This is a genomic window from Kitasatospora sp. NPDC048298, from assembly GCF_043201465.1.
Taxonomy (GTDB): domain Bacteria; phylum Actinomycetota; class Actinomycetes; order Streptomycetales; family Streptomycetaceae; genus Kitasatospora.
Genome location: NZ_JBICYZ010000033.1, coordinates 70,701 through 83,180, shown reverse-complemented (window position 1 = coordinate 83,180; position 12,480 = coordinate 70,701). Strand labels below are relative to the sequence as shown.

The following is a 12,480-nucleotide window of genomic DNA, read 5'->3' as shown; positions in this document are numbered from 1 at the left end:
GTAGTATTCCGTCCGTGGCCAAACGACGTGACGTTGAGCGGGAAGTCCTGGCATCCATCGGCGAGTTGGCGTCCTCCGGGTTACCGGCCGCCGAGCTGTTCCGCGAGCTGCACATCCTGCTCCTGGAACCGCTCGGCTTCGACGGCGGCTGCTGGCACGGCAACGACCCGGTCACCGGGTTCCCCACCTCCACCGTCGCCGACGGCCTCGATTTCGCTCAGTTCGAGCAGGCCGTGCAACTGGAGCTCCAGGGCGGGGACGCCACCACCTTCGCCGCGATCCGCACCTCCGGCCACCGGGTGCAGACCATCGACCGGGCGACCGATGGCCGCCCCGAACGCAGCGTCCGCTACCGGGAGTTGCTCCACCCCTGCGGCTACGGCGACGAGCTGCGGATCAACTTCGACCTCGGCGGCGGCCGCTGGAGCTCCGCGGCGTTCATGCGCGAACGCGCCCGCGGCCGCTACGACCTGTCCGACCTGCGCCTGGCCGAACGCGTCGCCGCGCCCATCGGCGCCGCCCTGCGCGACGCCCACCTCGCCGCCCTGCGCAGCGCCGGCCCGCCGCAGCCCCCGCACACCCCGGCCGTCGCGATCCTGGACGGGTACGGGCGGCTGCGCTCGGCGGACGCGGCGGCCCGCGAACTGATCGGGCGGATGGCCGAACCCACCGCCCACACCGGCGGGGTGCCCAGCGGCTTCCTCACCGTCGCCCGCCTGGCCGCCCGCCGCGGCGGCCCCACCGAGATGCGGGTGTGCACCCCCGACGGCCAGTGGCTGACCCTGCACGCCTCCCCGCTGGACGGCCGCCGCGGCGGCGTCGCCGTCGTCACCTCCCCGGCCTCCCCCGTCCAGCGCCTGCCGCTGGCGATCCTCGCCCACGGCCTGTCCCCGCGCGAACAGCAGGTCGCCCTGCACGCGGTGCGCGGCGCCAGCACCAAGGACATCGCCGCGCTCCTGCACCTGACCGTGCCCACCGTCCAGCAGCACGTCACCGCGATCCTCCACAAGACCGGCGTGGGCAGCCGCCGCGAACTCGTCGCCCTGCTGATGGCCGACCACCTCCCCACCCTCGGCCTGCCGCCGCAGTAGCGCCCCTCCGGCCGCCCTTCTCCGGTCTGCCTGCTCCGGTCACCGGGCCGAACCGCTGTGCCCCGCGCCCCGCCGGTGTCCGCGCATCGCGGCGCCTGCTAGCATCCGCGCAGTTCAGCGGCATGATCACAGGAAAAACAGGGTGGGGTCCGGATGCAGGACGGTACCGGCGAGCAGCCGCACGACACCGCGGCGGCGCAGGACGCGGCGACGGCACAGGACGCAGCGGCAGCGCAGGGCGGCGAGGTGACACGCCGTCGGCGGCGGTCCCTCGCCGTCGCGGCGGGGGTGTGCGTCCTCGGGGCGGCCGGGATCGGCGCGGCGCTCCTGGTCTCTTCCCCGGGCGGCACCTCGGCCGGTCCGGGCGGCGCGGCGAGCCCGGCCGCGTCGGCCAGCCCTTCGGCCGACCCCTCGCCCGGCGCCCCGGCGCAGGCCGCGCCTGCGGCCGCCCCGGAGGCGACGGCTCCGGCGAACACCGACCCCGCACCCGACCCCGCTTCCGCCCCGCCCGAGGCGGCGATCGCGGCGACGCAGGACGCCGGGGGCCCCGGGGCCGGCGAGCCGTCCGCCCGGCCGGCCACCACCCGCCCCCGGTCCCAGGCCGCGCCCACCGCCGCGGCCACCGGTACGAGCGGGGCACAGTCGGCTGGGGAGCAGTCGGCGGGCCGCTCGCAGGCGCCGGCCGGCAAGCCGTCCCCGTACTGGACGATCCCGCCGCGCCCGGAGCTGCCGGCCCCGCCCACGTCGGTTCCGACCAATGCCCACTGCCCGCCGCTGCAGGCCATGACCTACGACGGCTGCCGGTCCATCGGCCCGGTCATCACGCTCCCTCCCGTGGTGCGGCCGACGGGCTGACCCGAAGGCTGCCGCGGCGTGGCTGCTGCTGGAGGAGTGGCCGGACGCCCTGCCGGGGCGGCATTGCCAGGACATCGCCGTCGCGCCGTTCGAGGTGCGGTTCGAGGGCTGCCCTGTTCGGCCCGGTCCCGGAGGTGGGCGGGGACGAGCAGGACGGTGCGGGCGGGGAGTTCCGTCCGGCCCGGGCTTCCGCCCCGGTGGGACGGGTGCGCGACGGCCTGGTGCGGCGCGGCGTGGACTGCCTGCTGTTCACCGCCGACGGCGCCCACGACACCATGCAGCAGGGCGGCGCCATCCCCGGCCACCTCGCCACCGCCACGTTCGGCTCGCGCGCCCCCGAACGGCTGGCGGTGCTGCGCCGCCACCAAGGCGAAGGGCCGCTGACCGCCATGGAGTTCTGGATCGGCTGGTTCGACCAGTGGGGCCTGCCGCACCACGTCCGAGACCCGAAGGAGACCGCCGCCTCGCTGGACGAACTGCTCGCCATCGGCGCCTCCGTCAGCCTCTACGTGACTCCTCCCCCGGCTGATGCCGGGGGCTTCTCGCTAACCCTTGCGGGCGTCGCGACGGACCAGCCCGGCCCGTAGAACGTTGGTGGCTCCCACCGTGTCAGCGTGCGCCCGGTGGTCGCACTTCTGGCAGTGGAACTTCTCCTGGGTGGGCCGGTTGTCCGCGCTGGTGTGCCCGCATTCGGGGCACTGGCGGGACGTGTTGCGGGGGTCCACAGCGATCACTTCCCGTCCGGCGCTCTCAGCCTTGGCGTGCAGGATCGTCAGGAACACCCCCCATCCGGCATCCGAGATCGAGCGGTTGAGTCCGGTCTTCGCCGACGCACCGTTGGGCAGGAACGCGCCCGGGTTGTCCGGGTCGGGCTTGGGCGCGGCGGTGCGGACCATGTTGCGGATCGTCAGGTTCTCGTGCGCGATGAAGTCGTGCTCACGCACCAGCTTGAGCGCGGTCTTGTGCGCGTGGTCAAGCCGCTGGCGGCGCACCTTGCGGTGCAGCTTGGCGACCTTCTCCACGACGCGGCGGTGGTTGGCGGTGCGCTTGTCCCGGCGTACGCGGGGGAACTTGGCGAGGGCCTGCTGTGCGGCTTCGCGGCGTTGGCGCGGCCGTGGCGGGGGCTGGGCACGAACCCGCCACCCGAGTCGGCGAGGAAGTTGGCTATGCCCATGTCGATGCCGACCACGCTGCCGGTCGCCGGCAGCGGCGCAGGCTCGGCCTGTTCCGCGGTGAGGACGACGTACCAGCGCCTGCCCTCGCGTTTGACGCTGACAGTCTTGACCTTGCCGACCACCGGCCAGTGCCGGTTGACCTTGACGTGCCCGACGCCCTGGAAGCGCACGCGGGTCACCGGGTCGTGCGGGGTGGAATCCCACCGGCAACCGTCCCCGTCCTTCGGGAAGTCCACCGTGTCGAACCAGTTCACGCCCCGGAACCTGGGATAGCCCGGCGTCTCCCCGGACTTGACCCGGCGGAAGAACGCCGCGAACGCCTTGTCCAGCCGACGAAGCGTGGCCTGCTGCGAAGAGAACGACCAGCGCCCCTGACAATCGGGGTCGAACGCCCGGATCTCCTTGAGCTGCGCCGACTGGTCACCGTATCGGACAGCGGTCTTCGAGACATGCCGGTAGGCGTCACGACGCTCCTGCAACGCCCCGTTGTAGAGAGAGCAGTGATCACGCAGCATCTCGGCGAGAGCCTGCGTCTGGCCCACGGTGGGCCGCATGAGGAACTTGTACGCACGGATCATCCGGCCCACCCCCCTTCGGTAGATGTGATCAAGCTAGTGCACGCCACTGACAACGAAGCGATCTCCGCCGCTTCGCGCCTCCGGGCCAAGGATGCATTCCATCCCCGGCTAAAGCCGGGGATACCCTGCAAGATCAGGGATGGCGCACGGCGGCACCAGCTTCGGCCTGTGGGCGGGCGCCAACCACTCCGGCGCCCACCCGCTGGACGCCGGCTACGAGCCGACCGTCACCAGCTACGACTACGACGCGCCGATCGGCGAGGCCGGCGAGCTGACCGAGAAGTTCCACGCCCTGCGCGAGGTCATCGGCCGCTACCTTCCCCTGCCGGACGGCGAACTGCCCGGCCCCGTACCCCGGGTGGCGCCGCAGCGGCTGGAGCGCGCGCGGGGGCGGGCGGTCCTGGCGCGGGCCCTGGACGCGCTGTCGCGGCCGCGGCGGCACGCGGCGCCGCTGCCGATGGAGCAGGTCGGGCAGGGCCGCGGCCTGATCCACTACCGCACCCGGGTGCCCGGCCCGCGCCCCGAACTGCCGCTGCGCATCGACGGGTTGGCCGACCGGGCGCAGGTCTTCGCGGACGGCCGCCCGCTCGGGGTGCTGGAGCGCAACTCCCCCGGTGCGACGCTGCCGCTGGCCACCGGGCCCGACGGGGTCGTACTGGACATCCTGGTCGAGGCGCTGGGCCGGGTGAACTACGGCCCGCAGATGGACGACCGCAAGGGCATCACCCGCGGCGTCTCGCACGGCCACCAACGGCTCTTCAGCTGGGAGATCCGCCCGCTGCCGCTGACCGACCTGTCCGCGCTGAGTTTCACCGACGGCGCCCAGGCCGGGGAGGCGGGCGACGGGGAGCCGGCCTTCCACCGCTTCACCGCCGAACTCCCCTCCCCCGCCGACGCGTTCGTCGCCCTGCCGGACTGGGGCCGGGGCCTGCTGTGGCTCAACGGCTTCCTCCTCGGCCGCCACTGCGCCGCCGGCCCCCAGCGCACCCTCTACGCCCCCGCCCCCCTGTGGCGGGCCGGCACCAATGACCTGGTCGTGCTGGAACTCGAACGGCACGGCACCGCGGTGGAGTTGCGCGACGAACCGGACCTCGGCCCGGTCACGGCGGCCCCCAGCTCCGACTACTGACCTCGGCCCACCGCACCGGCCTCCGCACCGGCACAGGAAGTCGGACCCGCCGACTTCCCACTCCGCGCAGGTGCCCCGGGGCCCGAGCGGGTGCTGCGGGTCCCGCTGTGCGCGGCGGTCCCGCTGTGTGCGGCGGTCCCGGCGGCCAGGCCGTTCCCGAGCCCGGACGGCGAGCCCGCGACTCGGTGTACGGCTGCTCACCGCCGGAGCCCGGCCCGGGTCGGCCCGGGTCGGGTCGGGATCCCGCTCCGGTCAGGTGCCGATCAACTGCAAGGAGGCCCACAGGGCCAGGACCGCGGCGGTGAGGGTGGCCGGGACGGCGAGCAGGCCCAGGCGGGTGAACTCACGCAGGTCCACCGGCACTCCGCGGTCACGGACGATGCTGCGCCACAGCAGGGTGGCCAGCGAGCCGGCGTAGCTGAGGTTGGGGCCGATGTTCACCCCGAGCAGGACCGCGAGGACGGCACCCGGCCCGGCCGGGGCCGCCAGTGGCACCAGGGCGAGGGTGGCGGGCAGGTTATTGATGGCGTTGGCGAGGACGGCGGCCAGCGCGGCGATGCCGAGCAGGGCCGGCAGCCCGGTGCCGGCGGGCACGAGGTGGGCCAGGCCGGCGGCCAGGCCGTTGTCGACGACCGCGCGCACCACGATGCCCAGGGCGAGGACGAACGCCAGGAACGGCAGGGCGGCCGAGCGCACCACCGTCGCGGGGGTGGCGTGGCCGCGGGCCAGGGCGCGCACGGCCAGGACGGTGGCGCCAGCGGCCGCCGCCCAGGCCGGGTCGACGTCCAGCGCGGAGGCGAGGCCGAACCCGGCGAGCGTGCAGCCCACCGTGACCAGGGCGAACAGCGGCATGGCGGGGGCCGGTGCGGGGTCGGGGGCCCCGGTGGGGGCGGCGTCCAGGTCGGTGGCGAAGAAGCGGCGCAGCACCAGGTACTCGACGCCGACGGCCGCCAGCCACGGCAGTGCCATCAGGGCGGCGAAGCGGCCGAAGCTCAGGCCGCTGGCGGTGAAGGCGAGCAGGTTGGTCAGGTTGGAGACCGGCAGCAGCAGCGACGCCGTGTTCGACAGGTGGGCGCAGGCATACAGGTGCGGTCCGGGCCGGGCGCCCAGGCGGGCGGCGGTGGCCAGGACGACCGGGGTGAGCAGCACGACGGTGGCGTCCAGGCTGAGCACCGCGGTGACCGCCGAGGCGACGGCGAACACCTGGACCAGCAGCCGGCGCGGACGGCCGGCGGCGCTGCGCGCCATCCAGGCCCCGCAGGCGCGGAACAGTCCCTCGTCGTCGCAGAGTTTGGCCAGCACCAGGACGGCGGCCAGGAAGCCGATCACCGGGCCGAGGCGGGCGGCCTCGGCCGTCGCGTGCTCCAACGGGACGGCGCCGGTCGCCACCAGCAGGGCGGCGGCCGGCACCGCGGCGCCGGCCTCCGGCCAGCCCCAGGGGCGGGCGACGGCGCAGACCAGGACGAGTATCAGCAGGCCCGCGGACAGGACTTCGGCGCAGGCGGTGTTCAGGGGTGCTCCTCGGGGGCGGGTGGGGTGGTCGGTGCGCGGGCCTGGTTCGCGGCCCGGCGCAGCATGCCACACCGGTCGGCGGCGGGCGCCGGGCGGGTCCGTGCGCCCGGATCCGCACCCCCGCCCTCCCCTCCCCCTGGGAGCAAGTCAGGTCAGTCCCACCAGAAGGACCACTGGTGGGCGCCCACCAGCTCCTCGGCGTACTCGGTGAGGCTGCCGGAGCCCTGGAGGACCAGGTCGGGGCAGAAGGCGGTGTGCTCGGCGGCCAGCGGGAGCGCCTCGGCGAGGGTGGCGGGCGGCACGGGGACGCTCAACACCAGGGTGTCGAAGCCGACTTCGACGATCTGCGCGCCGAAGCGGCGCTCCCAGTCGGCGAGCACGGCGGCGATCTTGGCGATGTCGTTCTCGTGGTTCGTGGGGCCGCTCCAGCCGCACACCGCGAGTGCGTGGGCGCCGCTGTCGGCCCTCACCAGGCCGAGGCGGACGTCCTTGACGGACCGCAGCACCTCGGCCAGCTCCCGGGCCTCGGCGCCGGCGGCGCCGTCCGGGACGGTGGCGGCGGGGGCGAGGCCGGGCCAGGTGCGGCCGTAGGGGGCGAGGGTCTCGTCGATGATCTCGGCGTCCTCGTCCGTCTCCCCGTCCTCGTCCTCGTCGGCCTGCTTCCACCAGGTGCTCAGCAGGGCGGCCGGGTCGTAGAGGTCGGGTATGGCGGCGTCGGTCGGGTAGAGCTCGCCGGACAGCCAGGGCCGGTAGTCGGGGTCGGTGTGGTCGAGCGGGCTGAGCAGCAGCGGCCACAGCCCGGTCTGCGGGTGGGCGCGGTGCAGCTGCCGCCACAGCCCGGCGGGCGCGGGGCCGTCGCTGATCCACAGCAGCGGCCGGCGCCCCTCGTCCTCGGCGACCGTACGGCCAGGCGGCAGGTCGACGGGCCGGGCGGCGAGGGCGGCGGCGAGGTCCAGGTGCTCGGTCATGCGGCTCACCGTAGGCGCCACCACCGACAACGACCGCCGGCGTCCGGCCGCAGGCGCCCCGGGCGCCGACGGCGGGCCGGCCCGGCGAACCCTCACCCATCAAGCACGAGAAGTCGGCCCCGCCGACTTCCCACGCCACACGGGGACCGCCCGCGCACCTGCACGCCTCGGCCGGCTCGGCCCCGGCGCTGCCCACCCCCGACCCACCTCGACCCCCAGCCTGCGGACGCGCGCCCCCGAGCGCCTCAGGAACACGGCACGGCGCCGCCACAGCGCCGACGGCAGGCCGACCTGCCGAACCCTCAGGACAGGCCGGCTCCCCCAGGCACGAGAAGTCGGCCCAGCCGACTTCCTGCGCGGCACACCCCGCACCGCACCGCACCCGCCCGCGCGTGTAGGCACGCCTCGACCGGCACTGTCTCGCCCCGAGGGCGGCGAGGCCCTCGGGGCGGGGTCGAGGCCGATGACGGCGAGGACGGAGGCGGGCTGGGCAGGGATGGCGGCACCGGAGAGGACGGTGTCGGCCCGGAGCCAGGACGGCGGCGCCACGGCGAGGCCCCGGACATCGGGCGCAGGCCGGTGGCCGGTGTCGGCAAGCACGCCCCCCACCGACACCACGGGACCAGGACAGCCCCACCCGCGTGCGCCGGCACGCCGCGGCCGGCTCTGCCACGGCGCCGACGGGCGCCGACGGGCGGCGAGAACCCGAGGGGCAGGCCTGGCCCCACCAACCGCTCAGGACCAGGGCAGCCCCGACCGCGTGCGCCAGTACGCCTCGGCGGGCTCCGCCATGGTGGCGAGGGTGGCGAGGTCCTCGGGGGTGGGGCGCAGGGTGGTGGCGGCGAGGTTGGAGGTGAGCTGGGCGGGGGTGGCGGCGCCGGAGAGGACGGTGTCGGCCCAGGGTTGGGCGGCGGCCGCGGCGAGGGCGAGGGCGTCGGGGGTGGTGCCGGTGCGGGTGGCGAGGGTGCGCAGGGGGGTGGTGTCGGGGCCGGTGGCGTTGCGGCCGGCGAGGCGGCCGTTGGCCATGCCCTCCTTGACGACGACGAGCCAGCCGGCCGCGTGGGCTTCGGCGAGGGCGGGGGCGGCGGAGGTCTCCAGGAGGTTCCAGGTGGCCTGGACGGCGGTGAACAGGGGTCGGCCGTCGGTGGTGACGGCGAGGGCCCGGCGGATGGTGTCGGCCTGGGCGGGGCCGCTGGTGGACAGGCCCACGCGTACGCCTTGGGCGGCGAGGGTGGCGAGGCGCCGGTGCAGGGCGGGGTCGGTGAGGGCGGGGCTGTCGGGGGTGACGGAGTGGACCAGGTAGACGTCCAGGTGGTCGCCGAGCAGGGCGCGGGTCTCGCGGATCTGGCGGTCGTAGACGGCCGTGGAGTGTTCCTTGACCTCGTGTGCGGCGACTCCGCTGGTGCGCCAGTCGGCGGTGTAGGTGTAGCCCCACTTGCTGCCGACCGTCACCTCGGCCGCGGCCTCGGGGTGTTCGGCGAGCCACTGGCCGAGGAACTCCTCGGCGCGGCCGTAGGAGCGGGCGGTGTCGAGGTAGCGAACGCCGGCGGCGTACGCGGCGTCGAGGAGGGTGTGGGTGCGCTCGCGCAGGGCGTCGACGGTGCGGTCGGCGGGCAGGTCCGTGTCGCGCCCGAGGTTGATGTAGCCGGGCCGGCCGACGGCCGCCGTGCCCAGGCCGAGGCGCGCGGGGTGCGGGCGCGCGGTGGCGGGGGCGGGGGTCGGGGTGGCGGCGGGGTCGGTCGGCATGGCGGGGTCTCCTCGGGCGCGGTGGTTCTCACCTGGGACTTTAGTCGTGCCGCTGCGGCCGCAGGTGGTGCCGGCGGGCTACCAGGACGCCCACCCGCTCCCCTCCGACAGCGAGGACAGCGAAGACGACGACGGCAGCGACGCACCTGCGGCGCGCGCCGGCGCGGCGCCCTGGTCCAGGCGCAGCACGAAGTTGACGTAGTCGAGCGGCTTGCCCGGCCAGTGGCGGTCGTTGCTGGTGAGCAACTGGCTGCGCAGGCCGCCGTGTTCGGTGACGGGCCCGGGGGTGGTGCGCAGGTTGGGCTGCCAGCCGCGGCCGCGCTGGTGGTGTTCGAGGGAGAGCGTCCAGCTGTCCTCGTCCATCTGGATGGTGGCGCCGACCCGTCCGGGTAGCACCCGCAGTCCGTGTGTGCCGCGGACGACCGCCCGCTGGTCGAAGTCGGCGCTCCTGCCGACGACGGTGATCCGCCATGCGCCGTGGAACCTGAGCACGCCTGTCTCCTGACGCCGCGGCGCCCGCTCCGGCAGAGGGCGCCCCGTCAACGTCTACGGCTCCGGACCGCTGCCGGGCTCAGTGAGCCCGAACCGGGCGGGATACCCGGTTGGGCCCGGGCCGGCTTCTCGGTCACTCGGGTCGTGCGGCGGTCGGGGCGCCCGCGACGCGGCGCTCGCCGCCGTTGCGTTCCTGCCAGAAGCGGTACACCTCGACGGCGGCGTCGCGCTGCTCGTGGCGCATGGGCATCCGGCGTTCCTGGTAGGGCTTGGCGAACTCGGCGTAGAAGCTGTCCAGTTCGAAGCACTTGCGGTCGTCGACGTAGTGGGGTTCGTAGGCGTCGCGGGTGGTGAGGAAGACGACCTCGTCCGGCGAGCAGTAGTACAGGGAGCCGAGGCACATCGGGCAGGGGTGGGCGAGTACGTAGATGGTGGTGCCGGTCAGGTGTTCGGTGCCCAGTTTGGTGCAGGCTTCGCGGATGGCGAGGATCTCCGCGTGGGCGGTGGGGTCGTTGGTCTGGGCGACCTTGTTGGGGCTCTCCGCGAGGATCCTGCCGTCCTTGACGATGACGGTCGCGAACGGGCGGCCGCCTTCGGCGACGTTCTGGCGGGCGATGTCGATGGTGCGCTGGGCGAAGTCCACGGTGTTCCTCCGGAGTTGAGAGAGATGGGGGGCGGGCCGGATGGCTGTGCTCCCGGCCCGCCCGGCGCCGACTGGCGTGTCGCGTGTCGTCCTGTCGGTGTGTCAGAACGGCTTGGTCGGCAGGTACTTGCCGTCGAGGGTGATGACGGCGCGCTCGCCGCCGTCCGGGTCGGCGACCTTCTTCACGTCGAGCCGGAAGTTGATCGCGGAGATGATGCCGTCGCCGAACTCCTCGTGGACCAGGGCCTTGAGGGTGGTGCCGTAGACCTGGAGCATCTCGTAGAAGCGGTACATCGTCGGGTCGGTCGGGATGCGGTTGGGCATCGAGCCGCGGACCGGGATGGTCTGCAGCAGCAGCGCGGCGTCGTCGTCCAGGCCGAGCAGTTCGGCCACGGCCTTCGCGGACTGCTCCGGCAGCGGGTGCTGGCCGAGGACGGCGGCGGTGGTGAAGGCCACCGACAGGCCGGAGGCCTCGGCGATCTGCTTCCAGGACAGGTTCTTGCGGGTCTTGGCTTCGACGGCCTTGTCGGCGAGGGCTTCGCGGGCGGTCTGGCTGGTCTGGGCGTGCACCATGATCGGTACGTCCTTTCGGGGGGTGTGTCGCCCGGAGACGGGACGACATGAGAAGGGGAGGGGGTGTGGTGGTCAGGCGGCGAGCGTGGGGGCGGCGGTGAGGTCCTCGACCCGGCCGGTGGGGATGTCGTAGACCCAGCCGTGCAGGGCGACCTTGCCTTCGGCGAGGGCGCGGGCGACCGAGGGGTGGGTGGCCAGGTTCGCCAGCTGGGCGTGCACGTTCTGGCGTACCAGCGCGGGGACGTCGCCGTCGGCGGCGGTGCGGGCCACGGAGGCGTCCGCGTGGCGCAGCCAGGTGGCGACCGCGGGGGCGGCGCTGAGGTCGTGGCCCTGGGCGAGGGCGGTCATCGCGCCGCAGGCGGAGTGGCCGCAGATGACGATGTCCTTGACGCCCAGCGCGGTGACGGCGTACTCGATGCTGGCGGCGACGCCGTCGGCCTCGGGGCTGTGGGCGGGTACGAGGTTGCCGGCGGTGCGGATGACGAACAGGTCGCCGGGTTCGGTGCCGGTGATCAGTTCGGGGACGACGCGGGCGTCGGAGCAGCTGATGAACAGCGTGTCCGGGGTGTGGTGGGTGGCGAGGTGCGCGAAGAGCTGCGCCTTGGCCGGGAAGACGTCCCGCTGGAATCGGGCGACGCCGTCGGTGAGGTCCTGCACGGTCACTCCCTTCGGATGGTGATCGGCCCTGTGGGCTGGTGAGATCCACCATGCATGACCTGCTCCTATAGTGTCCAAGAGCCGTTGACCATGGGATTCATTGGTCTCATCTATAGGTGGGGCTACAGTGGTGGCCATGGCCGCTCTCGAACTGCGTCACCTGCGCTACCTGCTCGCCGTCGCCGAACACGGCAGCTTCACCCGCGCCGCCGAGGAGCTGCACATCTCCCAGCCCACGCTCTCCCAGCAGATCAAGCAGCTGGAGAGGACCCTGGGCGTGCAGCTGCTGGACCGCACCGGCCGCGCCGTGCGGCTCACCGACGCCGGCGCCGTCTACACCGACCACGCCCGGCGCGCGCTGCGCGACCTGGCCGCCGCCGAGCGCGCCGTCCACGACGTCCAGGACCTCACCCGCGGCCACCTGCGCCTGGGCGTCACCCCCACCTTCACCGCCTACCTGGTCGGGCCGCTCACCGCCGAGCTCCACGCCCGCCACCCCGGCATCGGCCTCACCCTCGCGGAGATGACCCAGGAACGCATCGAAGCGGCCCTGCTCGCCGACGACCTCGACGTCGGCATCGCCTTCGCCGGCGCCCACCTGCCCGGCATCGCCGCCGCCGGGCTGTTCACCGAGACCCTCAGCCTCGTCACCGGCACGGCGCGCGCCGAGGCGATGCCCACGCCGCTACCGGTCCACGCCCTCCAGGACGAGCAACTCGCCCTGCTCACCGGCGGATTCGCCACCCGTGGCCACATCGACGCCTACTTCGAGCGTCACCGGGCCGTCCCGCGCATCGCGGTCGAGGCCAACTCGATCCAGGCCCTCACCGAGATCGTCCGGCGCACCGGCCTGGCCACCGTCCTGCCCGACGCCATCGCCCACGACCACCCCCACCTCGCCCCCGTGCCCCTCGACCCGCCGCTGCCCACCCGCACGGTCGCCCTCCTGCACCGCGAGGGCGCCTACCGCAGCGCCGCCGCCCGCGCGTTCACCGGGCTGACCCACGACCTGGTCCGCGCCCGCGGCTACGCGCCCGCGCCGTAGGGGCCGTACGGCTTCA

General features: G+C 74.4%; 12 protein-coding genes and 1 pseudogene. 5 read left to right on the top strand and 8 right to left on the bottom strand.

The features are described 5' to 3' along the window. Nucleotides 1-14 precede the first annotated feature (14 nt). From ACGF0D_RS24070 to ACGF0D_RS24060, 3 genes are all read left to right on the top strand, one after another. Nucleotides 15-1,091 carry a response regulator transcription factor gene (locus ACGF0D_RS24070; protein WP_392919386.1) on the top strand — a complete coding sequence of 359 codons (1,077 nt, stop codon included), beginning with the start codon at nt 15-17 and terminating at the stop codon, nt 1,089-1,091. Nucleotides 1,092-1,244: 153 nt separating this feature from the next. Continuing rightward, on the top strand, nt 1,245-1,946 hold the full coding sequence (locus ACGF0D_RS24065; protein WP_392919384.1) for a hypothetical protein: 702 nt from the start codon (nt 1,245-1,247) through the stop codon (nt 1,944-1,946). A gap of 134 nt (nt 1,947-2,080) precedes the next feature. Further along, complete coding sequence (locus ACGF0D_RS24060; protein WP_392919381.1) at nt 2,081-2,533, top strand: beta-galactosidase; 453 nt, start codon at nt 2,081-2,083, stop codon at nt 2,531-2,533. Here ACGF0D_RS24060 and ACGF0D_RS24055 read toward each other — a convergent pair. Then, a pseudogene (locus ACGF0D_RS24055) lies at nt 2,492-3,699 on the bottom strand (RNA-guided endonuclease InsQ/TnpB family protein). The gene ACGF0D_RS24060 and the pseudogene ACGF0D_RS24055 sit on opposite strands and share 42 nt — an antisense overlap. A 139-nt stretch (nt 3,700-3,838) precedes the next feature. Between ACGF0D_RS24055 and ACGF0D_RS24050 the strand changes: the two are divergent. Continuing rightward, the gene (locus ACGF0D_RS24050; protein ID WP_392919378.1) at nt 3,839-4,828 is read left to right on the top strand and encodes a beta-galactosidase; all 990 of its coding nucleotides are present in this window, start codon (nt 3,839-3,841) and stop codon (nt 4,826-4,828) included. A 252-nt stretch (nt 4,829-5,080) separates the two neighbouring features. On the opposite strand, the gene ACGF0D_RS24045 is transcribed toward ACGF0D_RS24050, so the two are convergent. The 7 genes from ACGF0D_RS24045 to ACGF0D_RS24015 form a co-directional block, all read right to left on the bottom strand. Then, nucleotides 5,081-6,340 (bottom strand): SLC13 family permease, encoded by a 1,260-nt coding sequence (locus tag ACGF0D_RS24045; protein ID WP_392919433.1) that lies wholly within the window; start codon nt 6,338-6,340, stop codon nt 5,081-5,083. A gap of 152 nt (nt 6,341-6,492) precedes the next feature. Beyond that, nucleotides 6,493-7,308, bottom strand: coding sequence for a DUF4253 domain-containing protein (locus ACGF0D_RS24040; RefSeq protein WP_392919375.1), 816 nt, complete (start codon nt 7,306-7,308; stop codon nt 6,493-6,495). A gap of 735 nt (nt 7,309-8,043) precedes the next feature. Next, nucleotides 8,044-9,054: an aldo/keto reductase gene (locus ACGF0D_RS24035; RefSeq protein ID WP_392919372.1), complete on the bottom strand. Its 1,011-nt coding sequence runs from the start codon at nt 9,052-9,054 to the stop codon at nt 8,044-8,046. 78 nt (nt 9,055-9,132) lie between these two features. Continuing rightward, nucleotides 9,133-9,546, bottom strand: a complete 414-nt coding sequence (locus ACGF0D_RS24030) for a hypothetical protein (protein WP_392919370.1) — start codon at nt 9,544-9,546, stop codon at nt 9,133-9,135. Between the two features lie 133 nt (nt 9,547-9,679). Beyond that, nucleotides 9,680-10,189, bottom strand: a complete 510-nt coding sequence (locus ACGF0D_RS24025) for a nucleoside deaminase (protein ID WP_392919367.1) — start codon at nt 10,187-10,189, stop codon at nt 9,680-9,682. A 102-nt stretch (nt 10,190-10,291) separates the two neighbouring features. Beyond that, nucleotides 10,292-10,762, bottom strand: a complete 471-nt coding sequence (gene cynS / locus ACGF0D_RS24020) for a cyanase (RefSeq protein WP_392919364.1) — start codon at nt 10,760-10,762, stop codon at nt 10,292-10,294. A gap of 72 nt (nt 10,763-10,834) precedes the next feature. After that, on the bottom strand, nt 10,835-11,419 hold the full coding sequence (locus tag ACGF0D_RS24015; RefSeq protein ID WP_392879470.1) for a carbonic anhydrase: 585 nt from the start codon (nt 11,417-11,419) through the stop codon (nt 10,835-10,837). Between the two features lie 136 nt (nt 11,420-11,555). Between ACGF0D_RS24015 and cynR the strand changes: the two genes are divergently transcribed. Then, a complete protein-coding gene (gene cynR / locus ACGF0D_RS24010; RefSeq protein WP_392919361.1) occupies nt 11,556-12,464 on the top strand; it encodes a transcriptional regulator CynR in 909 nt (302 codons plus the stop codon). Nucleotides 12,465-12,480: the final 16 nt, after the last annotated feature.

What these genes read in the sequence shown, in the direction of transcription:
- cynS (WP_392919364.1), bottom strand. Translation starts at nt 10,762, where the DNA reads ATGGTGCACGCCCAGACCAGCCAGACCGCCCGCGAAGCCCTCGCCGAC.
- ACGF0D_RS24035 (WP_392919372.1), bottom strand. Translation starts at nt 9,054, where the DNA reads ATGCCGACCGACCCCGCCGCCACCCCGACCCCCGCCCCCGCCACCGCG.
- ACGF0D_RS24050 (WP_392919378.1), top strand. Translation starts at nt 3,839, where the DNA reads ATGGCGCACGGCGGCACCAGCTTCGGCCTGTGGGCGGGCGCCAACCAC.
- ACGF0D_RS24065 (WP_392919384.1), top strand. Translation starts at nt 1,245, where the DNA reads ATGCAGGACGGTACCGGCGAGCAGCCGCACGACACCGCGGCGGCGCAG.
- cynR (WP_392919361.1), top strand. Translation starts at nt 11,556, where the DNA reads ATGGCCGCTCTCGAACTGCGTCACCTGCGCTACCTGCTCGCCGTCGCC.
- ACGF0D_RS24040 (WP_392919375.1), bottom strand. Translation starts at nt 7,308, where the DNA reads ATGACCGAGCACCTGGACCTCGCCGCCGCCCTCGCCGCCCGGCCCGTC.